We start from the raw sequence: 23,855 nt of genomic DNA, 5'->3' as shown, positions 1-23,855 counted from the left end.
GCCATTCAGATTAGCAGCGACTGGGTGACGCGCGGTTGCCGTGCGTCATTCCGCGTCAGGCTATTCAGGAGGGATTGGGGATGTAGGCGACGCTCTGGTCGGCGCGGCCATGGAACACCTGTTCGCCGCGGGTTGGCGTGGTGCGGATGACGCGGTGATCGGCGCTCAGGTAGTCGAGTGGCAACGGATCACCACTGCGATACTGGGCAACGATGATGGTGCGTTGCGGATCCCAGTGCTGACCGCTGCTGCGTTCCAGCCAGGCCAACATCGCCGCGCTGTCGCCTGTGCGTGGGAAGTCTGCGGTTTCTGCCACGTAGTAGAAGGGCGCGCCGCCGGTTTGCAGGTACATCGGCACTTTGTTGTCGACCTCGATCATGACCATGCGCCACTGATTCAGCGGTGCCTGCTGGCTGGCCTGCTCGCGCACGGTTTCGCCGAAGCGGATCACGCCGCCACCGCTGTTGGTCCACGGATACAGCACGCCGAGTACACCGACCATCACGGCCGTGGCGACCGCAAAACCGACTTTCAAACCACGCCCTCGGAGGCTGCGCGCGGCCATGCGTCGGGTGATCCACCACGCACCGAGCAGTTGCGCGAACGGCACCAGAGGCAACACGTAATAGCTGCGTCGGCTGCCGCTGGCGGTGAAAAACAGCAGCAACAGGCCGAGACCCTGAATCAGCCAACGGGTGTCCGGTTCAATGTTTCGCCAGTTTCGCAGCGCCACCCACAGGGCGATGATCCAGCACGGCGCCCACGGCAGGGTGTAGACCGGCAGGTACAACAAATAGGTGTAGATCGGGCCGATGTTGTCGAAGGGCTGGAAAAACCGCACAACGTTTTCCCGCAACACCAGTTCCAGACCGCTTTGCCGATAGTCAGGGGATCCGTAGACATGCGAGAGCAGGAACGGCAATCCATAGAACGCTCCGGCGATCAGCAGCGCGGCGCACAGGCGCAGGTTGAGATGGCGTTTCCAACGGCCGTTTTGCAAAAGATGCGGTAACAGCAGCAGTCCCGGCAGGATGAAACCGATCAGGCCCTTGAACAAAGACGTCAGCGCCAACAGGCCGAAAAACATCACATAGCGCCAGAACCGGGTGTCATCCGGGCCACGCCAATACCACCACACCGCCGCGAGAACACCGCAAACGGTGAGGATGTCGGCCGTCGCGACCCGCGCCCAGAAGACGAAATAGAATGTGGTCGCCAACATCCATCCGGCAATCAGCCCGGTGCCTTTGCGAAACAATTGCTCGCCCAGCAGGTACACCAGCCATACGCTGAACCACGCCGAAATGACCGACGACAAGCGCAATGACCAAGGCCCCAGGCCTCCAGTCAGCCAGGAAGTTGCGGTGATCAGCCAGTACGACAGCAATGGTTTGTCGTAGTACGGATCGCCCTTGAGATACGGGTCGAAGTAGTCGCCGCTTTGCAGCATCTGCAACGCGATATTGGCCCAGCGGGTTTCCGCGCCCCAGAGTTCGCGACTGCCCAGCCCGAGCAGCAGCATCAGGGCGGTCGCCGCCAGCAGAATCCATAACGCCCTGGGTTCTTTGGCCGTCGCGGTCATGGCTGGCGCTTGGCGAAAATGTAGATCTGCAGATTGCCGCGCTGGTAATGCTTGCCGTCAGCCGGCAACAGTTCGATTTCCTGCGCTTCCTGGGTGCTGTTGACGCGCATCACCACCGCCACCGAGCCTTTTTTGCGCGCGTCGGTCATCCATTGGCCGACGTCGTCCAGACCGACCTTGCGGGCAGCCATGGCCGGATCGTCGAGGCCGTATTTCAGTTCACCGACGGTATTGAACAGATCCACTTGCGGCCGCTTTAGACGCCACGCCAAGGCCGACGCTGCGCCAAGGTCATTGCTCAATAACGAGGTTGCCTCGCTCAAGGCCTGTTGGTGCTCGGCAATAAACTGGTCGGGCATCTTGCTGTCGACGATCTGTGCCGGCATCGCGGCGGGCAGCAAGGCAATCAACAGGCCGATGCCAAGCGCCGGCATGGCCCACATCGCCAGCGGCCGCATGATTTGCAGGGCATTGGCGATGATCCAGCCGATCAGCACGATAAACACCAGCGACAGGCTGAACATCTCGGTGTTTGCGTAGAGTTCCTTGCTCGCTTGCAGATAGATCAGCGCAATCAGGGCAGCGCTGCCCAGCACGGTGTTGATCACCCCGTTCAGGCGCAGAACCTGCGTGTTGCGCTGCTCCAGCCAGTGGACCACGGTGTAACCCATCAGCAGCGCCAGTGGTAACAGGCACGGCATGATGTAGGTCGGCAGTTTGCCGCTGCTCAGGCTGAAAAAGATCAGCGGCAGCACAAACCACAACGCCAGAAACGCAGTTTTCGCTTCACGCTTTTCACGCCAGGTGCGGATCAACGTCGATGGCAACAACAGCGCCCACGGCAACGTCGAAGCAAACAGCAACGGCAGATAGAACCACCACGGCCGTGCATGCTGGGCATCATCGCCAGCGGCGAAACGGCGGATGTGCTCATGCCAGAAGAAAAACCGCCAGAAGTCCGGCTCGCGCACATGTACCGCCAGTGCCCACGGCACGCTGACCAATGCGGCGACCAGCACCGCCACCGGGCCGTAGCGCAGCAGTTCGCCGAAACGGCGTTGCCAGATCATGTAGGGCAGGGCGATCAGTACCGGCAGCAGCAGGGCCAGAAAGCCCTTGGTCATCAGGCCCATGCCGCAGGCGGCACCGAGCAATGCCCAACTGCCGAGGCGGGCCTTTGTGGTGGTGCTGTCGATGGCAAACCACACCGCCACCAGACTGAGGTTGACCCACAAGGTGAACTGCGGATCGAGGTTGGCGTAGCCTGCCTGACCGGCGATCAGGCCAAAACTCATGTACAGCAAGGCACACGCTGCGCTGATGCGCGGGTTGTTCCAGAGCCGGCGCGCCAACAGGTAGGCGAGCCAGACGCTGACGCCGGTACTGAGCGCCGAAGCGATGCGCACGCCAAACAGGTTGTCACCGAAAATCGCCTGGCCGATCGCAATCATCCAGTATCCGGCAATCGGCTTCTCGAAATAGCGAATGCCCATGAAGTGCGGCGCGACCCAGTTGCCGCTCAACAGCATTTCCTGGCTGATCTGACCGTAACGGGTTTCGTCGGGGATCCACAAACCGTGGGTCATCAGCGGCAACAGATAAAACAGCACAAACGCCAGGATCAACCCGGGGATCGCCCAGCGTTGGATCAGCGGAGGAGGTTGTATCAAATGGCGGGCAGCGTGGCGCAACGGAGGGGTATCGGACGTCATGACTGAGCCTTGTGACGAATAAAAAGTATCTGGCTTAAAACACTAGAAGCCGTGGCGGTTTTTTCATTGGTTATGTGTAACGTCTAATGTCTGCCAGAACGGCGTATTGATAATGCCCAACACTGTAAGTTGTTTCTGGTTATCAATTCGTACAAGTAAGGTACTTCCATACTCCGCGGCAATCGCGTGAGGAAAACCGGTCTGTTTTTCAAAATCACTGATGCAGCCGCTGTGCGTGACCAGCACAAGATTCTGCTGCGCCACTTTGCGCGCGACGATTTCATCGCGAAGTGTCGGCCCGCACGTGGCCAGCCAGTCTTCGGCAAGGGCATCGTGGCCGAACATGTAATGCGCGGTTTGCGCCGTACGGGTCAGCGGACTGCTCAACACCACGGCTTGTTGCATGCCCAGTCTGACGAAGCCTTCGCCGACTGATTGCGCCGCGCTGCTGCCCAGTTCGGTGATGCCATCCGCCGGGCCCAGGCAGGTATTGCTTGAGCGGTCACAACGTTCGGTGTGCCGCACCAGCGCAACGACTTCACCGGCTCGCCAGGCTTTTATCCATTCAGCGGTGGTGCTGCGTCCGGCATGATCGAGGTCGGTCGGTGAGCGTGGCCACCAGACAAACCCGCTGACCAGAATGGCCACAAGCACGACGCACACCAGTGCACTCCATAGCCGAAAGCGCGGCGTGCGCCGGTAGCGGAATAAATGTTTCAACTGAAATAATTGCGCCACAATGTTGCCTCTTAAAACGCCAGATAGTTCATTCATTGCAACGCAAGGCTTGGGCAGCGAGAAACTTTACGACTGTTTACTTGAATGCTGGCTGAACACTACGTTCGAGGTCGTCGGGGCGCGGTGAAGAACATGTGAAAAAATTGCCAGAAGTTGATCGGGGTAACTAAAGCGGCCATTTGATAAATAAACTCAATTGTTGTTTTTATTTATCGGAGGGCCTTACCAAGTCTGCACCGTTGCGGTGACGCTCAGGATTACCGGGCAACGGCGTAGCGCTGGGCTATCGTTGCCGTGACATGGATAAACAAGGGGCCACTCAAACGCATGGATCTCAAGCAAAGCCTGACGAAACGGATCGTGATTGTGTTCGCGCTGATGAGCGCCTTAGTCGCCGGTGTCTTTGCATTGGGGATCGTCGCGACCGTACACGTGGTGGAGCGCAAGTTGACCACCACCACGTTGAGCGGGGGGCTACACCGGTTATTGGCAATGGACGACATCCGTCTCTGGAGCCATACACCGGAAAAAAGCGAATTGTTTTTCTTCGAGGGCGGGCAGGGGCCGTTGGCACTGACTCGACAACTGGCTGAGTTACCCTTGGGTTTTCAGGAAATCACCTTCCACGGTGATGCCTTCTACGCCATGGTCGAAGCCGTCGGCGGGCGCAAATACGTGTTGTTGCGCGATCAGGAGAGCCTCGAAAAGCGTGAGCATCTGCTGTTTATTGTGGTGATCGTCGGATTCATCCTCAGCATCGTTCTGGCGCTGGTCCTCGGCCGCTTGCTCGCACGACGGGTCATGGCGCCGGTGATTCGCCTGGCCCGACAAGTGCGCCATCGCGATCAGCTCATTGAAGTGGCGCCGCCGTTGCATCCCGATTACGCCGCTGATGAAGTCGGCGAGCTGGCGCTGTCGTTCGATCAGACTTTGGGACGCCTGCGCGCCACCTTGAGCCGGGAGAAACTGTTCACCAGCGATGTCAGCCATGAACTGCGCACACCCTTGATGGTGCTAACGACGTCCTGCGAACTGCTGTTGGCCAATCCGTCGCTTGATGCCCGTTCAGGCGCGCAGGTCAGCCGGATTGCCCGGGCCAGCCACGAGATGCGCCTGTTGGTCGAAACCTTTCTGATGCTGGCGCGCAAGCCTGAAGAAGTTCGCGTGCAATCCACGTGCACGCTCAAGGAAATTGCCGATGCGCAGACAGAGGTGTGGGGCCGCTTGATCCGCGAAAAAGGCCTGGAGTTTGTCTACGATCCTCAGCACGCCGGCGCCGGACGCTTCAACCTGACTTTTCTGCAATCAGTGATGGGCAACCTGTTGCGCAATGCCTGGCATTACACCGACCACGGTTACGTGCGCCTGACCCTGCTCGAAAACAGCTTCGTGGTTGAAGACAGCGGCATCGGTATTCCGGAAGAACAGCGCCATGCGATGTTCCAGCCCTTCGTGCGCGGCGATGAACAACGCGGCGAGGGGCTCGGCCTCGGGCTTTCGCTGGTGCAGCGGATCTGCAGCCAGCAACACTGGCAAGTGCAACTCACCACCCGTGAGCCGAATGGCTGTCGCTTTACCGTGAGCCTGACTCAGGACGCGGGCGGGCAGCCGCGCGGATTGCCGGCGGCCTGACTGATCGCCGCAGCCAGGCGTTTGACGTTGTTCTGCTGGGCGCCCACCAGATCGTCGATGGTCTGGCCGGACGGTGTTTGCAGGGTCGAACGGCAGGTCAGCGAGCCATTGTCAGTGGCGCCGACGGGACGCAAGCGCCATTTGGCGTCGATCAGGCCGTACTGACCGGGGATCGAGTCGAAGCGTTGCACTTCGATGCGCACCGAAACATTGCCTTGCCCACTGGTATTGCTCAATTGATCGGCCAACGCACCGCGCAACTCATCCGCCAGTGTCGCCCCCCACCAATCTGTTTCCAGAATCGCCAGGCCGCTGTTGCCCTGGCGGATAACGATTTGCGCACGATCGACCTGCGGCGGCACGCTCAGCGCTTCAATCGGAATCTGCGCGCCGGTCCGTGTGTTGGCGATCTGCACCGGCGTCAGCGTGTGAAAACTGATCGGGTCGCTGCGGCAGGCGCCAAGCAGCATAAACGCAGCGAGCACGGTGATTTTCAGCGGTACAGCCATGGTTCAGCTCCTGTGCTCAGTTGCGTGGCGGGCCTTTCAGATCGATAGGCGCGGCGTTATCGGGGCGACCACGAATCAGCGATTCCGGATGACGACCGAGATAATCCGACAGCTCACGCAGCGAACGCGACATGCGCCCGAGTTCATCGAGGGTTTCCGTGAGTTTTTCGCGCTGTGGCGAATCTTCGGCCAGGGTTGAGCTGGCGGACTGTAAGGTCTTGCTGACATCGGCGAGGGTGCTCTGCACGCCCGGCAGGGTCTTGGCGTTGAACTGGGTCAGGCCTTTGCGCAGCTCGATCAGATTGCTGTCGAGGTTGTTGGCGATGCGATCGACCGGCAGCTTGTTGAGTTTGTCGACCACGGCTTCGAGTTTCTCCTGCAGCTGTTCGAGGCTGCCCGGAACGGTCGGTAGAACGACCGGGCGAGCGCTCGGATCGAACGCGACTTTCTCCGCTTTCGGGAAGAAGTCCAGTGCCACGTACAACTGACCGGTCAGCAGGTTGCCACTGCGCGCCTGAGCGCGCAGGCCATTGTCGATGAAGGTGCCCAGCAGGCGGATGCCGGCGGCTTCGTCGTTGGGGTCGTGCTTGAATTCGGTGAGCATCTTTTTGTAGGCCTGACCGAGACGCTGCGGGTAAATGACGATGCCGACGTTAAGCGGGAAGGTGCGTTTTTTCGCATCGAAATCCAGGTTGATGCCCACCACCCGGCCGATTTCCATACCGAGGAACTCGACCGGCGCATCGACCTTGAGTCCGCGCAGTGACTGTTCGAAACGCAACACCATGTATTGCGCCTTGCCGTTCGGCGGGGCGAGGGCGCTCTGCTGGTCGGCGAACAGTTCGAAATCCTTGTCGTCGGCGGCGGCCACATCGTTGGGACTGTAGTCCGGAGCTCGGAACGCAATACCGCCCACCAGCATGGTCGACAGCGATTCGGTCTTCACGGCAAAGCCGTTGGCACCAACATTGATGTCGATGCCGCTGGCATTCCAGAAGCGGGTGTTTTCGGTGACGAACGCGTCGTTCGGCGCGTGAATGAACACCTCGATATCGACCCCTTTGCCTTCCGGGTTAAGGGCGTAAGTGACGACCTGACCGACCGGAATCTTGCGGTAATAAACCGGTGAACCGATGTCCAGTGAACCGAGGTCCGGCGCATGCAGCATGAAGCGCTTACCGGGCTCGCCATAGGTTATCGGCGGCGGATTTTCCAGCCCCTTGAAGTTCTTTGCGCGGCTATCGGACTGGCCGACGTCGGCGCCGATGTAGTCACCGGAAAGCAGGGTGTCGATGCCCGAAACGCCGCCGGCACCAATGCGTGGGCGCACCACCCAGAACTGTGAATCTTCGCGCGTGAAGGTTTCCGCCTGTTTGGACAGTTTGATGGTGGCGTCGACGCTTTTCTGGTCGCCACTCAACTCGACATCCGTCACCTGACCGATGACCACGTTGCGGTATTTGACCTCGGTCTTGTTCGCCGTCAGGCCGCTGCCGGTCTTGAAGTTGACGATGATCGTCGGCCCTTCCTGCATCACGTTGTGCACCACAAGCGAAATGCCCACCAGCACTGCCACGATCGGCACGATCCAGACGAGGGAGATGCCGAACCGGCGGGTTTTGACGGGGGCTTGGCCTGGCGCTCGCGGTTCGTCGGTGGCTGACGACTTCATCCATGTCTCCTCGATTGAATGGGCACTGAGCGTCAGGAACGCAAAAGCACCTCATCAATATAGAAGTGCTTGGCGATAGAGCAAATGTGTACGGGGCATACGTCATGGAATCTGTAGGAGCTGTCGAGTGAAACGAGGCTGCGATCTTTTGATCTTGATTTTTCAGGATCAAAAGATCGCAGCCTTCGGCAGCTCCTACAGAGGCATGGTGTTCGGCGCGGATTACGGTTATCCGAGCATTTCCCGCAGGCGATACCAGAACATGCCCAGTGCCAGTAGTGGCGAGCGCAGGGCCGGGCCGCCGGGGAAGGTCATATGCGGCACGCCGCTGAACACGTCCATGCCCTGGCTGTGGCCGGCATGAATCGCCTCGCCGAGCAGCTTCGCGCACCAGTGCGTGACGTTCAGGCCATGGCCGGAATAGCCCTGCGCGTAGAACACGTTCGGGTGCTGTTTGAGCCGGCCGACCTGCGGGAAGCGGTTGGCGGTGATGCCGATCTTGCCGCCCCACTGGTAATCGATGCGCACATCCGCCAGTTGCGGGAAAACCTTGAGCATCTTCGGCCGCATGTACGCGGCGATGTCCGCCGGATCGCGGCCGGAATAGTGGCAGGCACCGCCGAACAACAAGCGCCGATCGGCCGAGAGCCGGTAGTAATCAAGGCCGACTTTCTGGTCGCACACCGCCAGATTGTGCGGGATCAGTTGCGTGGCGCGTGCCTCGGACAACGGCTCAGTGGCGATGATGTAACTGCCGGCCGGCAGCACCTTGCCACTGAGTTGCTGTTCGAGTTCGTCCAGATGCGCATTGCAGCCGAGCACCAGACTGCCGGCGCGCACGGTGCCGGTTGCGCAACGCACCTGCACGGTCGCGCCGTGGATGATTTCCAGCACCTCGCTCTGTTCGAAGATCCGCACCCCCAGCGAGGCTGCCAGTCGCGCTTCGCCTTGCACCAGATCCAGCGGATGCAAGTGACCGGAACCCATGTCCACCAGGCCGCCGGCATAAATGTCGGAGTTGACCACTTGCTGGCGGACCTGCTCCGGGCCGATCAGACGGGTTTCGTGGGCATAGCCGAGTTCGGCGAGGTCGACCAGTTCGTCCTTGAAGGCGTCGAACTGCGCAGGGGTGTTGGCCAGGTCGCAGAAGCCCCAGCGCAGATCACATTCGATACCGTTGTCGCCGATGCGCTGGCGCACCAGTTCCACCGAATCGATGCCGGCGCGCTGCAAATAGCGTACGCCTTCCTGACCGACATACTTGGCGAAGCCTTCGACCTCATGACCAATCCCGCGAATCAACTGACCGCCGTTGCGCCCGCTGGCACCCCAGCCGATGCGCCGGGCTTCGATCAACACCACCGACAATCCGCGCTGAGCCAGTTCGATGGCGGTGTTGACCCCGGTGAACCCGCCGCCGATCACGCAGACATCGGCGGTCAAGTCACCGTCCAAAAGCGGATAAGGTGTGCTCGCCCGGGCCGAAGCGGCGTAATAGGAGCGAGCGTGTTCCTGGGTGTACTGATTCATTTGTTCGACTTCACTTTGCTCCAGGACCGGGTCATCAGACGCATGATCGCTTGGGGCGGGGTGGTAGAAATATAGAGTTTGTCGAGCACTGCTTGAGGTGGGTAAACCTCTGGATTGTTGACCAGCTCCGGATCCATGTACTGCTTGGCGGCCGGGTTCGGGTTGGCGTAACCGACCGAAGCGCTGACCTTGGCGATCACTTGTGGATCGAGCAGGTAATTGATGAAGGCGTGGGCTTCTTTGGTGTTGCTCGCATCAGCCGGGATCGCCAACAAATCGAACCAGAGGTTAGCGCCTTCCTTTGGAATCGCGTAGGCGATGTTCACGCCGTTCTTGGCTTCCTTGGCGCGGTTGGCGGCCTGGAACACGTCGCCGGAATAACCGAAGGCTACGCAAATATCACCGTTGGCCAGGTCGGACACGTATTTCGAGGAATGGAAATAGGTGATGTACGGGCGAATGCTCAGCAGTTTCGCTTCAGCCTTTTTATAGTCTTCGGGGTTTTCGCTGCGTGGGTCCATGCCCATGTAATTGAGCACGGCAGGGAAGACTTCGTCGGCGGAGTCCATCATCGACACGCCGCACTGGCTGAGTTTTTTCAGGTTCTCAGGCTCGAACAGTACGGCCCAGGAATCGATATGATCGATGCCCAGCACTTGCTTGACCTTGTCGACGTTGTAACCGATGCCGTTAGTGCCCCACAGGTACGGCACCGAGTGCTCGTTGCCCGGGTCGTTTTTCTGTAGCAGTTCGAGCAGTTTCGGGTCGAGGTTCTTGAAGTTCGGCAATTGCGAGCGATCAAGTTTGAGAAATGCGCCGGCCTTTACCTGACGCGCGAGAAAGTGGTTGGACGGCACCACCACGTCATACCCGGTGCGGCCGGCGAGCAGTTTGCCTTCGAGGGTTTCGTTGGAGTCGAAAACGTCGTAGATCACCTTGATCCCGCTTTGGCTCTGAAAGTCGGCGAGGGTGGTTTCGCCGATGTAGTCGGTCCAGTTGTAGACGCTGACCTGAGGTTGGGCTTGGGCTCCGATGCTGCACATCAGGGCCAGAGCGGCGGGAACCATGGTTTTCAATAGACGCATTTCGACACCTCTTAAATTGTTGGATTTTTCAGGTGGTTCGCTATTCCCTTGTGGGAGCGAGCCTGCTCGCGAAAGCGGTGGGTCAGGCAACATCAATGGTGACTGTGCTGACGCCTTCGTCGGAACGCCGCCCGGAGCAGGCTCGCTCCCACAGGGATTTGTGCAGATTTGAGTTAGACGCTCAGCATCAGAAACTCACGCTCCCACGAGCTGATCACGCGCTTGAAGTTTTCATGCTCGGCACGCTTCACCGCGACATAGCCACGGACAAACTTGTCGCCAAGGTATTGCGCGACGGTTTCGCATTCTTCCATTTGCGTCAGCGCTTCTTCGATGGTGATCGGCAAACGCAAGTTACGGCGTTCGTAGGCGCGGCCTTGTACGGCGGCGCTCGGTTCGATGGCTTCGACCATGCCGATGTAACCGCAGAGCAGACTCGCGGCGATCGCCAGATACGGGTTGGCATCGGCGCCCGGCAGGCGGTTTTCCACGCGCATGGCTTCCGGGCTGGACGTCGGTACACGCAGGCCGACGGTGCGGTTTTCTTCGCCCCATTCGACGTTGACCGGTGCTGAGGTGTCCGGCAGGAAGCGGCGGAACGAGTTGACGTTCGGCGCGAACATCGGCAGCACTTTCGGAATGTACTTCTGCAAACCGCCGATGTAATGCAGGAACAGCTCGCTCATCTGCCCGTCGGCATTGGCGAAAATCGGTTTGCCAGTGGCGATGTCCACCACGCTCTGGTGAATGTGCATGGCGCTGCCCGGCTCATCGCCGATCGGCTTGGCCATGAAGGTCGCGGCGACGTTGTGCTTGAGCGCTGCCTCACGCATGGTGCGTTTGAACACGGTGATCTGGTCAGCCAGATCCAGCGCATCACCGTGGCGGAAGTTGATTTCCATCTGCGCCGGGCCGTCTTCGTGGATCAGCGTGTCGAGGTCCAGGCCTTGCAGTTCGCACCAGTCGTAGACGTCTTCGAACAATGGATCAAATTCGTTGGCGGCATCGATGGAGAACGACTGCCGGCCACTTTCCGCGCGGCCCGAGCGGCCCAGCGGTGCCTTCAGCGGCAGGTCCGGGTCTTCACAGCGCTGGGTCAGGTAGAACTCCATTTCCGGCGCCACAATCGGCTTCCAGCCTTTGTCGGTGTACAGCTGCAAGACTTTCTTCAGCACGTTGCGCGGCGACAGTTCGATCGGGTTGCCGAACTTGTCGAAGGTGTCGTGGATGACGATGGCGGTCGGTTCGATCGCCCATGGAATCACGTAGACCGCGTCAGCCACGGGCTTGCAGACCATGTCGATGTCGGCAGGATCGAGCAGGTCGTAGTAGATGTCGTCGTCGACAAAATCCCCGGTTACCGTTTGCAGCAGCACACTCTCCGGCAGGCGCATGCCTCGCTCATGCAGGAACTTGTTGGTCGGTGCGATCTTGCCGCGGGCAATGCCGGTCAGGTCGCTGACCACACATTCAACTTCGGTAATCTTGTGATCTTTCAGCCACGTGAACAGCTGATCGAAAGGGGCATTCATAAAGACCTCGTTATTGGTTTTATAGACGCCGGGGAGGGCGGGTTTCATCTTCCGCCCCTTCCCCTGTGGCGTGTTGACGACTATCTTGGGCGAGCCTTGCAGTTCCATCTATCCACTTTAAGCAGCACCAAAGCGCACCAAAAGAGTGCGCAAGGTCACCCCATGACAACGTGCAATCCGCTACACGTCCAAGCGTTCAACACCGCCGATGTGGCCGAGCAAATCCGCGCCACACCGGGCTGGGTCCAGCATTACCAACAGATGTCGCCGGGCCATTTCGCCGGGCAGATCCGCTATCTGGATCTGCAGGGTGTCGAGGTCTATGAAGAGCAGATGAACACCCGGGTCGAGCAGAATTTCAGCGCGCCATCGGGTGCGCTGGCGTTCTGTTTTGATCGCAGCGACAACGCGCTGTACCTGCTCAATGAAGACAGCCGCAACATCTGGATCACCCCGGAGAACTACCAGGAAATCGCCGTGGTGTTCGGTCCGGATTTTGTCCGTCAGCATGGTTTGAATGTGGCGAAACTCGAAGGGTTGTTCATGACCCAACTCAATTGCGGGCAGAACGCTTTGTTCAGTCGCTGGTTAAGCTCGATTCTCACGAAGGTGTCGCAAGCTGTTGATCCGCTTGATAAAGATGCGCTGACAAAGCAACTGCTCGAAGACTGTCTGTACATTCTCGACAACGCCCATACCAGCCTCGATCGCGGTGGCCTACAGCGTCGTACCGAAGAACGAATGATCATGAAACGGGTTGGAGAGTGGGCGGCGGATTCGCCGGAAGACACGGTCAATCTGCTGGAGCTTTCCCAAGTGGCCGGGGTGCCGTTGCGGCAATTGCAACAGGCGTTCAAGGCCTACACCGGGATGACCCCGAGTCACTGGCTGCGCCTGCGCCGGTTGAACAGCGCACACCGCGAACTGCTCAAGCGCCGGCCGACGGAAACTACGGTGGCCGAGGTGGCGATGCACTGGTCGTTCTGGCATTTGGGAAGGTTTTCAAGCAGTTACCGGGCGTTGTTCAAGGAGTTGCCGAGCGAGACGTTGAAGCGCTCATGAATGCCGTGGATAAAAAGGCTTTGTGTCGGCGCGCAAGTTAAATAGAATCACTCTCATTTGAAACTGACATCGCGCAGGACTCTTGAGATGACTGAAGCAGCGACGCCATCGCCGCAGCACCTGCACGAACTCTATCGCGATCACCGAGGCTGGCTGGAAACCTGGCTGCGGCGGCGCATGGGCAATGCGTGGGATGCGGCGGATTTGAGCCAGGACACCTTCCTGCGCGTACTCTGCAGTGCGCAACCGATCGCCGACATGCGCGAGCCGCGCGCGTATCTGCTGACCGTGGGCAAACGCCTGCTGAGCAATTTCTACACCCGCCGCAGTCTGGAAAAAGCCTATCTCGAAGCCCTCGCGCAATTGCCCGAAGAATGCGTGCCGTCGCCGGAGCAACGTTGGCTGCTGTTGGAAACCCTGCAAGCGCTGGATGAGCTGCTCGATGGTTTGCCGCGAGCGGTGCGTCGGGCGTTTTTATGGAGTCAGCTTGAAGGCCTCGGTTATCGCGAAATCGCCGAGCGCCTGCAGGTCTCCGAACGCACAATAAAACGTTATATGGCGCAGGCTTACGAGAATTGCTTGATGTTGGATCTAGCATGCGCGTAGCGCCCAACGCAGAAGTGCGCGAAGTGGCACGCGCCGCCGCGCAATGGCTGGCGCTGCTCGAATCGGGCGATGCCACGGATGATGATCACGCACGGCTGCAGCATTGGCGCAACAGTGACAGTCGTCATGAAAATGCCTGGCAGAAGATCCAGCTGTTGCGCCAACGCTTTTCCGCTGTGCCGGCGGCGTTGGCCATGGCCACGCTGGATCGTCCGGATCTGGCGCGTCGCGCGGCGCTGAAACGTGCGCTCGGTCTCGCCGCGTTGGTGCCGGCAGCGTGGCTGATCAGTCGACAATTGCCGATGGATGTATGGCGTGCAGATCTGCACACCAGCACTGGAGAGCGCCAGCGTTTGTCGTTGGGTGACGGCAGTTCGTTACAACTGAACACCGCCAGCGCAGTGAATGTCGATCTGCCGGGACGGCAATTGACGCTGGTGCGTGGCGAGATAGCGCTCAACGTTCCGGGCAGTTCGGCGCTGACTATCAACGCGCCTTACGGCCGGATCATCGTCAGCCGCAGCGAAGTGTGCGTGCGTCTCAATGAGCGTGATTGCAATGTTTCGGTGGTCAGCGGGACGGTGCAGTTACAGCCGTTGCACGGACCCGCGCTGGTGTTGAATCAAGGACAGCAAGTCAGCCTGCAAGCGTCTGGCGCAGGTTCGGTCAAAGCATTCGATGCGTTAATGCCGGGCTGGCGTGACGGCGTGTTGATGGCGCAGAACCAAGCGCTGGGAGACTTCTTGCGCGAGCTGAGTCGCTATCGTTCGGGGCTGTTGCGCTGGGATTCGGCGTTGGAAGCGTTGCGCATCACCGGCAGTTTCCGCCTCGACAATACTGATCAAATCCTCGCACTGCTCGCGGCGAGCCTGCCGATCGACGTTCATACGCGTACGCGGTTCTGGGTGTCTCTCACGCCTCGACACATTCCCCCCTCAGAAAAAACTGGTTGAAGTCTGTCCCTTTTTTTCGCCTCACCGGTCATTGCAGGTAAGTGAACAAAATCGAGAGCTTCTTCCAATGCCCGCAGTATTCCCAAGTCGTTTGCGTCCGTTGTTGCAGTTGAGCCTCCTGCTGAGCCTGAGTGCCAACCCTGTGTTGATCCAGTCGAGCTGGGCCGAAGATGCCCGGCGCAGTTATCAGGTGCCGGCCGGCAGCCTGAGTGCAGCGTTGACGCGGTTTGCCGGATTGGCCGGGGTCAATCTGTCGGTCGATCCGGCGCTGGTCAGCGGGCGCAACAGCAACGGTTTGTCCGGCGAGTTTGGCGTGGAGGAGGGGTTCACCCGCTTGTTGCTCGGTTCTGGCTTGCAACTGCAACCGCTAGGCGAACACGCTTACACCCTGGTGCCAGCGGCGGAGGCCGGCAGCCTGCAACTGGCGCCGACGTCGATTCTCGGTGCCACCGGTTCCAGCGATGCCGATGTGTTTGCCGGCGGCCAAGTCGCGCGGCGTGGCTCGCAGGGTTTGCTGGGGTCGAAAGACTTCATGGAAACCCCGTTCAGCATGACCACCTACACCAGCGAAGCCGTGAAAAACCAGCAGGCACGCACGCTGGGCGATCTGATCGCCAGCGACCCTTCGGTGCGTGCAACCAACCCGGCCGGTGGCCGCTACGAGCAGTTCACCATCCGTGGTTTCAGCCTGTTCAACAGCGACGTGGCGTACAACGGGCTCTATGGCGTGCTGCCGACGTACACCATTGACATGGAAATGGCCGATCGTGTGGATATCATCAAAGGCCCGAGCCAGCTCATCAACGGCATTTCGCCGCGGGGCAGCGTAGGCGGGGGGATCAACGTGGTGCCCAAGCGAGCCACCGACAAACCGATCACCTCGCTGACGGCCAATTATGCGTCGAACAATCAGGTCGGCGGCGCGGTGGATGTCGGCCGGCGGTTCGGTGAGGACAATCAGTTCGGCCTGCGCTTCAACGGCGTCAAACAATCCGGTGATACCGAGTGGGATCACCAGAGCGTCGACCGTGACATGGCCGTACTCGGCCTGGATTTTCGCGGTGAGCGCTTGCGACTTTCGACCGATATCGGTCACACCGAACGCGACACCGACGCGCCGCAGGAGCGCGTGCAGGTCGCGGCCAATGCCAAGGTTCCGAGCGCGAACAAGGTGCATCGCAACTACGCGCAACCGTGGACTCAGGCGAAAACCGAGGACACCTTCGGCACGCTCAACGCCGAGTTCGACGTCAATGATTCGGTGATGCTGTACGGCGGCGTCGGCGCGCGCAAAAGTAATCATGACTTCTTGCGCCACGCCGTTTCCGTCACCAACGATGCCGGTGATTTCAGCGTACTGCCGCGCGACTTCACCCGCGACGAAAACGTGCGCACTGCCACGACCGGCGTGCGCAACTGGTTCCATACCGGGCCGGTGAGCCATGAGGTCAACCTCGCGGCCAGCTACTTCTACATGGATTTCGAGAATGGTGGCGCGCGTTACGCGGCAGGGCGCAGCAATCTGTATGACCCGGTGGAAACGGCGAAACCCGGCACGCCGACACGCAATGACGCCAAGGTCTATACCGAAAACCGCTTCAGCGGCGTGGCGCTGTCCGACACCCTGGGCTTTTTCGACGATCGATTGCTGCTGACCCTCGGCGCTCGCTGGCAGCGGGTGAAAGTCGACGACTGGAGCGATGACGTCAAAGGCGACACGGCTTACGACGAAGAGAAGGTCTCGCCATCGGGCGGGATTCTGTTCAAGGCAACTGACAAACTGTCGTTGTACGCCAACTACATGGAAGGCTTGAGCCAAGGCAAAATCGCGCCGTCGACCTCCATCAACGAGGACGAAATCTTCCCGCCATTTATCAGCCGCCAGGTTGAAGTGGGGGCCAAATACGACGCCGGTGCCTACGCGTTGACTGCTGCAGTGTTCCGCATCAAGCAACCGGCGTACGAAACCAACGCCACCACGCGAGTCTTCGGCCCCAATGGCAAGCGCGAGAACAATGGCGTGGAGCTGAGCGTGTTCGGCGAACCGCTCAAAGGTTTCCGTTTGCTTGGTGGTGTGATGTACATCGACAGCGAATTGACCAAGACCACCAATGGCACCTTCGACGGCAATCGCGCACCGGCGACGCCGAAATACAACGTCAACCTGGGCGCAGAGTGGGACGTGCCGACGGTGCAGGGGCTGACGCTGACGACGCGGGGCATCTATTCGAGTTCGCAGTATCTGGATCAGTCAAACCAGAAAGAGATCGACTCGTGGGAGCGCTTTGATGTGGGCACGCGCTATGCCTTCAAGGTTGACGACAAGACCATCACTTTGCGCGGCAATATCGAGAACGTGCTGGATAAACGCTACTGGAGTTCGGCCGGGGCGTCGGATGACAGTGAGCCGGGGCTGACGTTGTCGACACCAAGGACGTACCTGCTGTCAGCCACGGTGGATTTCTGACTGAATGCACTGCTCACCGAGCGTGGGCAGTCACACTATCGCCGGGCTGGACAAGCTTCGAGAGCAAGGCGCAGCGCTCTACTGCCTCGAGACGCCCGGCACATCCATATTGATCTTGCGCCAGCACGCTTCAGAAAAACTGTAAACCGAGAACGCAATCAGCCCCGCGGCCATCACCATCAATATCAGCCATCCCGCTGGCAGATTCTGCAGGGCGTCGAGGGCTTCCTTCATACCCGGTGGATCCATGGCTTTATAGGCGGAACCGCTGACGGCCAGCAGCACGGCAATTTCAATAAATACGACGCCACGGGCGATCAGACCGAATCGAGATACCGGGCGGACGTAACGCATGACCTCTTCGTCGGCCTCGAAATATCGCTCGAATGAGGCCTTCCAGCCTTTGATGATGTGAGCAATGCCAACACCCAAAGGAATGAGCGCGATCAGGTACACCAATCCATTCGAGTAATCCCAAGACAAAAAATGCGCCAGCCAGTCATTGCTTTGCTCACCGGAATTGCCCGAGCTTTCAATGCCGCTGACCAGCAAGCCCAAGGCAAAGAATGCCAGAGCACCGTTGACCAGGCCGCCGGCGAACAGACCGGCGCGAATCACCAAGCCCTTGAGGTTTTTACCGTGATGGTCGACATCGCGGGTCGCTTGCAGGAAACGCCAGGCGGCAAAAGCGAGCAGGCCGGCTACGACAATCCCAACGAGAAAATAGCCGAATGGCTGAGCCAGCAAGGCCTCGAGGCTGCGGTGGCTGTCCTTGGGTTTTGTCGAATCATGGGCTGCCAGCAATGCAAAAATACCGATGATCAGATAAAGCACACCACGAGCGGCGTAGCCTCCCCGAGCGAGTATGACAAGGCTGCGTTGCGTGGACATTGGATCGATTCCCGAGAGTGATGCAAGAGCAGACCCCGCTGCCGGGAAGGGGTTCTATTGGCGAAGGGAAAACCGTCGGAGCCGGCGCCTGCGACTCATCATCTTTGAACTAATCATCCGGCGCGCGCCCCTAACGTCGTGCTGATAGCCACTCGGACAGGGCGGTCGGCATTCCCCACTCATACACGCAGGGTTGATCAATCATGAAGAGCGAACAAGTAGAAGGTGTGGCAGAAAAGCTGGCCGGCAAGGCGCAAAGCGCAGTCGGCAGACTGATGGGGGACTCGGCAATGGAGGCCGAAGGTGCTGGTCGTCAAGCGGCTGGCCAACTGACCAAAACCTACGGCGATACCCTCGACAGCGTCTCGACGTTCGTTAAAGAGAAGCCCGTCGCCGCAATCGCCATTGGCGCGGCCGTCCTGCTCTTGGTCAATCGACTGCTGCGCCGCTGAGCCAGGGTGTAGGGAAGTTCCCAACCTGAGTCAATTCGCGCAAGTGCCAGGTATCGTTGTTGACGATACCTGGCAGCGACGCATGCGATTGGTGCATCGGTAAGCCGCTGGTTAAGGTCAGGATGTGTTGTGGACCATGCCCGTCATCTCGGGCAAACATCTGACCCACGCCCCCCAGCGGAACCGACATGCGATATCGACGCCTCGACCTTAATCTATTGGTTGCGCTGGACGCTTTGCTGAGCGAATGCAGTGTCAGCAGGGCGGCCGAGCGTCTGTGTCTGGGGCAGTCAGCAGCCAGTTCGGCATTGGGCCGCTTGCGTGAACATTTCAACGACCCGTTACTGGTACAAGTGGGGCGCCGCCTGGAACCCACTGCGCTGGGTCTGGAGTTGCTGCCAAAAGTGCGTGCAGCGTTGGCGCTGACACGGGAAGTCGTCGACGCGCCGCTGAATTTTGATCCGGCGAACTGCGACCGGCATATCACTCTGGTAGCCTCCGACTATGTCGCCGACGTGCTGCTTCCGGCTGTCAGCCGTGTTTTGGCGCAGGTCGCTCCGAATATTCGCTTGAGCCTGCGCGACATGCCTGTCCCGCGCGACGGTGATGTCGTCAGCGAAGCGCTGGATTATCGGCGCAGCGATTGTGTGGTAGTGCCGCAACGACGACTGAATCCGGCCTATCCCCATATGCCGCTCCTGACTGACCAGCTGTGTTGCATCGTCTGCGCGCAACAGCCACAGTTTGCCGAGCAACTGAGCATGGCCGACTATCGCGCCGCGGCGCATGTGGTGCGCGAGTTTGCCGACGGGCACAACCTGGCGATGGATGCCATGCACCTGCATGAACTCGGAATCGAGCGGCAAGTGGCGGTAACCGTGGAAAGCTTTGTGCTGATGCCGCAATTCATTGTCGGTACCGCACGCATTGCCACGGTGTTTCGACGACAGGCGCAACGCTTCGCCCAGTGTTATCCATTACGCGTCCATCCGGCGCCGATGGCTTTTCCCGAGGCCGTTCAAGTTTTGCAATGGCATCCCTATCAAGAACATGACCCGGTCATGCAGTGGTTTCGCGGCCTGCTTCTGGAACAGGCCGCGTTGCTCGATCAGCCCTCTGGTTGATCGCCGTTGTCGGCCATTAATCCGGCCTTGGCGATGGCCAGCAATGCGCAGCGCTCGTCGTTGTCCGAGGTATCGCCACTGATGCCGATGGCCCCGAGCACCACGCCCTCGGTATTACGGATCAACACACCGCCCGCTATGGGAATCACCTCTCCGCCAGTCAAACTGTTGATCGCGTCGAAAAACGCCGGCATGGCCTGAGCGCGCCGCGCCAATTCACGTCCGCCAAAACCCATACCCAGGCAGCCACGTGCCTTGCCGGTGGCGATTTGCGGGCGCAGGAAGCTGGCGTGTTCGTCGCGCAGAACCGCCAACGGATGGGCGGCGGCATCCAGTACCGCGACGCCCAGAGGTTTGATCCCGGTTTCCCGAGCAATGCGAATGGCATCGCTGGCCATGTTCGTCGCAGTCAGCAGATCCAGTCGTTGCATGGCATCTGTCCTCATACGGTCCACTTGCCCAGTTGGGCCACGCGGTCACGGGTGTAAAGATCGGTCCATTTCAGCGAGTTGAAATCGGACACTTGCTTGGGGTTGTAGGGGCTGCGATCCATGCGTACCGGTTGGCCGGCCTTGTAAACGGCCTTCAGGCGCGAACGATCCTGAAGGAGGCGGATGTCATCCAGCGGTGAACCATCAAGCACGAGGAAGTCTGCCTGCTTGCCCACCTGCAGCGAGCCGAGGGTTTCACCGCGCGGCATACAGCGCGCACCGACAGCCGTCGCTGCGTATAACGCTTCGGCCGGAGTGAATCCCAGGCGCGTGACCAACAGCTCCAGTTCGCGCGCATGCCATTCGCCATAGGGCGTCACCGCAAAACCGCTGTCACTGCCGCAGGCAAACGGTACGCCGGCCGCTTTGGCGCGTTTGAGCACCGCCGAACCGACTTCCAGTGTGCGTGCACAATAACCGGCATAACCCGTGCTGATCGCCGGATCGTGGGGCTGACAGAAATCCACGGTGTTCTGCGGGAACGTCATGGTCGGGGCAAGGATGCTACCGGCCTCGAGCAACGCTTCGATGCACGCGTCGTCCATGTAAAAGGCGTGGAAAACCAGATCAACGCCTGCACGCGCCGCGTACATCACAGCTTCGCGCCCATAGGCATGGGTGGCGACCTTGCAGCCCAGACGATGCGCTTCCTCAACCATTTCGAAGGTTTCGTCGGCGGTGAAGGCCGCAATGATTTCGCCGTTGGGGCGGCGGTGCGTGCCGTCCATGGCGATCTTGATCAGGTCAACGCCATCCTTGGCCTGCTTGCGGATCTCCGCGAGGGCGTCGCTACGGCTGGTGACCAACTGCGCGGTGAAGTACTCCGGAGCGCCGACCCGACTCGGGAACCAGTCATTGAGACTCTGGCGGTTGGTGATGACGCGGCTGCTGGCTGCGATCCTCGGCCCTTCGAACAAACCAGCGGTCACCGCATTGCGCACGGCGATGCTGAGCTGGCCGCTGTCACCGGGGCAGACCATGCTGGTGACGCCGGCAGCCAGCACGTGTTGCGCGAAGAACATCCCGCGCAATGCGCGAAATTCGTCGCTGGTCCACAGATCAATGTCTTCTTCGCTTTGCGCGTTGCCGAAGGCCAGATGCGTGTGCACATCCACCAGCCCCGGCATCACGAAATCATCCCCCGCATCCACCTGTGTATCGCCTGGCTGGGGAGCGGGTGCCAACGCGGTAGCGCCGACGTAACTGAGCAAGCCGTTTTCGACGATCAATGTCTGTTGTTGGCGGGTTTGCAGTCCGGTGCCGTCAAACAGGGTCTGGCATTTCAGGTGCAGGGCAGTCATGGCGTCTTCGCTCTGTGATTGTTCTGCAAAGAGAGGCTAGAGAGCAGGCGAGGGGACGACCAGCAGATTGCATCGATGGCTGCGTATTGACGGCATCAATAGCTGCGCCAGCGCTTGAATCCGTTAATGCAAAACGCCGGACAATCGAAAGATTGTCCGGCGTTTTTTATGGCGTGTTTTTCAGTGGATCAAGCGGTGCGACCGCCGAGGGTTTCAGCAACCCAGTCAGCAATGTATTGCCCGGCATTGATGCTGTTGTCGAAGCTCGAATGCTGCACGCCACCTTCACGTTCGGTGAAGATTTTCAGTTCACATTTTGGACTGTTGACCAGTTGTTCGTAGGTGCGATGCGCCCACTTCAATGGAATCTGCGAATCCTGCTCACCGTGGGTGACGAGGAAGGGCACCTTGATCCGATCGAGCACGCCATCGAGGTGGACGTTTTCGGCGATGGTCATGAACTCTTCGACGTCCTTGGCGCCCCATACCCAGCACACGTGCGCCCAGTAGTGCGGCACCGGGAAGCTGCCTTCCTTTTCCAGTCGACGCTTTTGCACATCACGCCAGTCATGGTTGGCGCCCCAGACTACGCCGCAGGCGAAGCGTGGTTCGAATGCAACCGCGCGCGGGCAGTAATAACCGCCCAACGAGACGCCTTCCAGACCGATACGTTTGGCATCGATGTCGCTTCGGGTTTCCAGCCAATCCACCACACGACTGGCCCAGTGTTCACTGTCGAATCGTGCGGTCAGGCCATGCAGGCGCAGCGCTTCGCCGGTGCCGGGCTGGTCGATGATCAGCGAAGAGATGCCGCGTTTCGCCAGCCACGCAGGCAGTCCCACGCGGTATTTCATTTCTTTGGTCGAGTCCAGACCGTTGACCTGCACCAGTATCGGCGCCGGACCCTCGACGCCTTCGGCGCGTACGAGCAAGCCGGAAAGATGTTTGCCCTCGTAAGGGATTTCCACCCGTTCGCAGTTTTCACGCGACAGTTCGATGCCGCGTTTGAAGGTCTGCAGAAAACGCTGATACAGCTCGGTACGGCCTGGCGCACCATGGGCTTGCAGACGCTCGCAGGTCAAATAGTAAGTGGCGGCGCGGTTGTATTTTTCGCCAGCCGAGAGCATCCGGCCATTGCCTTCGTCTTCCTCAGCCAGACCGCAAAGCTTGTCGGCCATTTTCGCCCAGGTTTCGCGAAAGGCGCGGGTGCCGGCCGCGTCCGGCTGCTTGGCCGCCTCTTGCAGCGGGGCACACATCGCTTCGATTTCGCCCATGCGGGCGCCCATTTCAATGGCCAGGTCGACAGAGAGATTCCAAACGTAGTTGGTCGGGAAATAGCGAAACATGATTATTGTTGTCCTTATGGTTGCCTTGGCATTCCCAAGGCACGTTAAGGATCACCCGACTAATTGGCCAATCGTGACGGCGGATACGAGGTATCGCGAGATACGATGGGCACGTGTTGCAGATGCTGGATGGATTCGCTGATGCGCTCGCGCAGCCAGCGGTGCATCGGGTCGCCGTCAACGCTGCGGTGCCACAACATGTACTCGCGCATGACCGGAATTTTCACCGGTGGCGGCAGGATGCGCAGCGGCAGATAGTGCGCGTAGAGGTTCGCCAGACGTTGGTGCATCGTGGCGATGCGCTGCGTGCCGACAATCAGTTGCGGCAGGGTATTGAAGTCGCTGGTGATCACTTCAATGCGCCGATTGAAGCCGTATTGATTCATGAACCATTCTTCGATGCTCATGTGCCGGGTACGGCCAAATCCCACCGAGACATGGCCCATCTCCATGTATTGCTCAAGGGTCAGGGTGTCGCCGACTTGCGTATTGCCTTGCCAGACCACGCACACGTGTTCTTCTTCGAACAGCAGGCGTGAAGGGTGGCCTTCGATGATGTAGCGCTCGGGAACAATCATCAGATCGACCTCACCACGTACCAGCAACTCGCCGGAATTGTCGCTGGGGCCAAGCATTTCGAAAGTGATGTTGGGCGCTTGCTGATGAATGTTCTGGATCACTTGGGCGAACAGCACGCTGATCAGATAGTCCGAGGTCACCAAGCGAAAATGACGCTTGCTGGTGGCCGGGTCGAACACCGGTTTGGCGGTGATTGATGACTGGATCGTCAGCAGGACTTCACGCACCGGTTTGGCCAGTTCCGTGGCATAGGGCGTGGGCTGCATCTTGCGTCCCACCTGCACCAGCAACTCATCCTCAAAGTAGGTGCGCAAACGGGCGAGCACACCGCTGGTGGCGGATTGGGTCATGTGCAGGCGTTCGGCAGCGCGGGTGATGTTCTGCTCTTCGAGCAACACATCGAGCGCGACCAGCAGGTTCAGATCCAGATGGTTGAAACGCATGGGCAGGTCCGTTTTTGTATTTATTTTCGCAATACATTCGAACGAATCCATCGACACGTCAACCTTCGTTGCAGGTATCGCGTTTGCCGATAGGTCGCATCCCGACTCGCGATTAGTCAGCTGTCAGCCCTTGCGCCAATCTTCGCCG

General features: G+C 59.6%; 20 protein-coding genes. 7 read left to right on the top strand and 13 right to left on the bottom strand.

Annotated elements, in window-relative coordinates:
- Nucleotides 1-64: 64 nt before the first annotated feature.
- The 3 genes from F8N44_RS04015 to F8N44_RS04005 form a co-directional block, all read right to left on the bottom strand.
- Entirely contained in the window at nucleotides 65-1,582 is a 1,518-nt protein-coding gene (locus tag F8N44_RS04015; RefSeq protein WP_150649406.1) for an ArnT family glycosyltransferase, read from the bottom strand.
- Nucleotides 1,579-3,294 (bottom strand): lipid IV(A) 4-amino-4-deoxy-L-arabinosyltransferase, encoded by a 1,716-nt coding sequence (gene arnT, locus F8N44_RS04010; RefSeq protein WP_150649405.1) that lies wholly within the window; start codon nucleotides 3,292-3,294, stop codon nucleotides 1,579-1,581. The genes F8N44_RS04015 and arnT overlap by 4 nt, the downstream gene beginning before the upstream one ends.
- A 63-nt stretch (nucleotides 3,295-3,357) precedes the next feature.
- Nucleotides 3,358-3,957: a histidine phosphatase family protein gene (locus F8N44_RS04005; protein WP_150649404.1), complete on the bottom strand. Its 600-nt coding sequence runs from the start codon at nucleotides 3,955-3,957 to the stop codon at nucleotides 3,358-3,360.
- Nucleotides 3,958-4,359: 402 nt separating this feature from the next.
- On the opposite strand from F8N44_RS04005, the gene F8N44_RS04000 reads away from it, so the two are divergent.
- Nucleotides 4,360-5,664 carry a sensor histidine kinase gene (locus F8N44_RS04000; protein ID WP_150649403.1) on the top strand — a complete coding sequence of 435 codons (1,305 nt, stop codon included), beginning with the start codon at nucleotides 4,360-4,362 and terminating at the stop codon, nucleotides 5,662-5,664.
- On the opposite strand, the gene F8N44_RS03995 is transcribed toward F8N44_RS04000, so the two are convergent.
- The 5 genes from F8N44_RS03995 to F8N44_RS03975 all read right to left on the bottom strand — a co-directional run bounded on the left by F8N44_RS03995 (nucleotide 5,622) and on the right by F8N44_RS03975 (nucleotide 11,992).
- The gene (locus F8N44_RS03995) at nucleotides 5,622-6,173 is read right to left on the bottom strand and encodes a membrane integrity-associated transporter subunit PqiC (protein ID WP_150649402.1); all 552 of its coding nucleotides are present in this window, start codon (nucleotides 6,171-6,173) and stop codon (nucleotides 5,622-5,624) included. The genes F8N44_RS04000 and F8N44_RS03995 overlap by 43 nt on opposite strands.
- 16 nt (nucleotides 6,174-6,189) lie before the next feature.
- Nucleotides 6,190-7,845: an intermembrane transport protein PqiB gene (locus tag F8N44_RS03990; protein ID WP_150649401.1), complete on the bottom strand. Its 1,656-nt coding sequence runs from the start codon at nucleotides 7,843-7,845 to the stop codon at nucleotides 6,190-6,192.
- A 228-nt stretch (nucleotides 7,846-8,073) separates the two neighbouring features.
- Nucleotides 8,074-9,375, bottom strand: a complete 1,302-nt coding sequence (locus F8N44_RS03985; RefSeq protein ID WP_150649400.1) for an NAD(P)/FAD-dependent oxidoreductase — start codon at nucleotides 9,373-9,375, stop codon at nucleotides 8,074-8,076.
- Entirely contained in the window at nucleotides 9,372-10,460 is a 1,089-nt protein-coding gene (locus tag F8N44_RS03980; RefSeq protein WP_150649399.1) for a polyamine ABC transporter substrate-binding protein, read from the bottom strand. Before F8N44_RS03980 ends, F8N44_RS03985 begins: the two co-directional genes overlap by 4 nt.
- 173 nt (nucleotides 10,461-10,633) lie before the next feature.
- Complete coding sequence (locus tag F8N44_RS03975; protein ID WP_150649398.1) at nucleotides 10,634-11,992, bottom strand: glutamine synthetase family protein; 1,359 nt, start codon at nucleotides 11,990-11,992, stop codon at nucleotides 10,634-10,636.
- 162 nt (nucleotides 11,993-12,154) lie between these two features.
- Between F8N44_RS03975 and F8N44_RS03970 the strand changes: the two genes are divergently transcribed.
- The 4 genes from F8N44_RS03970 (at nucleotide 12,155) to F8N44_RS03955 (ending at nucleotide 17,080) form a co-directional block, all read left to right on the top strand.
- The gene (locus F8N44_RS03970; protein WP_150649397.1) at nucleotides 12,155-13,054 is read left to right on the top strand and encodes a helix-turn-helix domain-containing protein; all 900 of its coding nucleotides are present in this window, start codon (nucleotides 12,155-12,157) and stop codon (nucleotides 13,052-13,054) included.
- An 87-nt stretch (nucleotides 13,055-13,141) separates the two neighbouring features.
- Complete coding sequence (locus tag F8N44_RS03965; protein ID WP_150649396.1) at nucleotides 13,142-13,660, top strand: sigma-70 family RNA polymerase sigma factor; 519 nt, start codon at nucleotides 13,142-13,144, stop codon at nucleotides 13,658-13,660.
- Nucleotides 13,651-14,613 (top strand): FecR domain-containing protein, encoded by a 963-nt coding sequence (locus F8N44_RS03960; protein ID WP_150649395.1) that lies wholly within the window; start codon nucleotides 13,651-13,653, stop codon nucleotides 14,611-14,613. Before F8N44_RS03965 ends, F8N44_RS03960 begins: the two co-directional genes overlap by 10 nt.
- Before the next feature lie 67 nt (nucleotides 14,614-14,680).
- On the top strand, nucleotides 14,681-17,080 hold the full coding sequence (locus F8N44_RS03955) for a TonB-dependent receptor (protein ID WP_150649394.1): 2,400 nt from the start codon (nucleotides 14,681-14,683) through the stop codon (nucleotides 17,078-17,080).
- A gap of 78 nt (nucleotides 17,081-17,158) precedes the next feature.
- On the opposite strand, the gene F8N44_RS03950 is transcribed toward F8N44_RS03955, so the two are convergent.
- Entirely contained in the window at nucleotides 17,159-17,971 is an 813-nt protein-coding gene (locus F8N44_RS03950; protein WP_150649393.1) for a DUF1206 domain-containing protein, read from the bottom strand.
- Nucleotides 17,972-18,174: 203 nt separating this feature from the next.
- Here F8N44_RS03950 and F8N44_RS03945 point away from each other — a divergent pair, with 203 nt between their 5' ends.
- A complete protein-coding gene (locus tag F8N44_RS03945) occupies nucleotides 18,175-18,423 on the top strand; it encodes a CsbD family protein (RefSeq protein WP_150649392.1) in 249 nt (82 codons plus the stop codon).
- A 188-nt stretch (nucleotides 18,424-18,611) separates the two neighbouring features.
- Complete coding sequence (locus F8N44_RS03940) at nucleotides 18,612-19,547, top strand: LysR family transcriptional regulator (RefSeq protein WP_150649391.1); 936 nt, start codon at nucleotides 18,612-18,614, stop codon at nucleotides 19,545-19,547.
- On the opposite strand, the gene F8N44_RS03935 is transcribed toward F8N44_RS03940, so the two are convergent.
- From F8N44_RS03935 to F8N44_RS03920, 4 genes are all read right to left on the bottom strand, one after another.
- Entirely contained in the window at nucleotides 19,532-19,978 is a 447-nt protein-coding gene (locus F8N44_RS03935) for a GlcG/HbpS family heme-binding protein (RefSeq protein WP_150649390.1), read from the bottom strand. The genes F8N44_RS03940 and F8N44_RS03935 overlap by 16 nt on opposite strands.
- Before the next feature lie 11 nt (nucleotides 19,979-19,989).
- The gene (locus F8N44_RS03930; protein WP_150649389.1) at nucleotides 19,990-21,339 is read right to left on the bottom strand and encodes a metal-dependent hydrolase family protein; all 1,350 of its coding nucleotides are present in this window, start codon (nucleotides 21,337-21,339) and stop codon (nucleotides 19,990-19,992) included.
- Nucleotides 21,340-21,527: 188 nt separating this feature from the next.
- On the bottom strand, nucleotides 21,528-22,685 hold the full coding sequence (locus F8N44_RS03925; protein WP_150649388.1) for an alpha/beta hydrolase family protein: 1,158 nt from the start codon (nucleotides 22,683-22,685) through the stop codon (nucleotides 21,528-21,530).
- A gap of 59 nt (nucleotides 22,686-22,744) precedes the next feature.
- Nucleotides 22,745-23,707 carry a LysR family transcriptional regulator gene (locus F8N44_RS03920; RefSeq protein WP_007910238.1) on the bottom strand — a complete coding sequence of 321 codons (963 nt, stop codon included), beginning with the start codon at nucleotides 23,705-23,707 and terminating at the stop codon, nucleotides 22,745-22,747.
- Between the last annotated feature and the right edge of the window lie 148 nt (nucleotides 23,708-23,855).

The sequence above is a fragment of the Pseudomonas fluorescens genome, assembly GCF_902497745.1.
Lineage (GTDB): Bacteria > Pseudomonadota > Gammaproteobacteria > Pseudomonadales > Pseudomonadaceae > Aquipseudomonas > Aquipseudomonas fluorescens_BM.
Note: the sequence above shows the minus strand (reverse complement) of the source record. Positions and strands in the feature narration are given on the sequence as shown.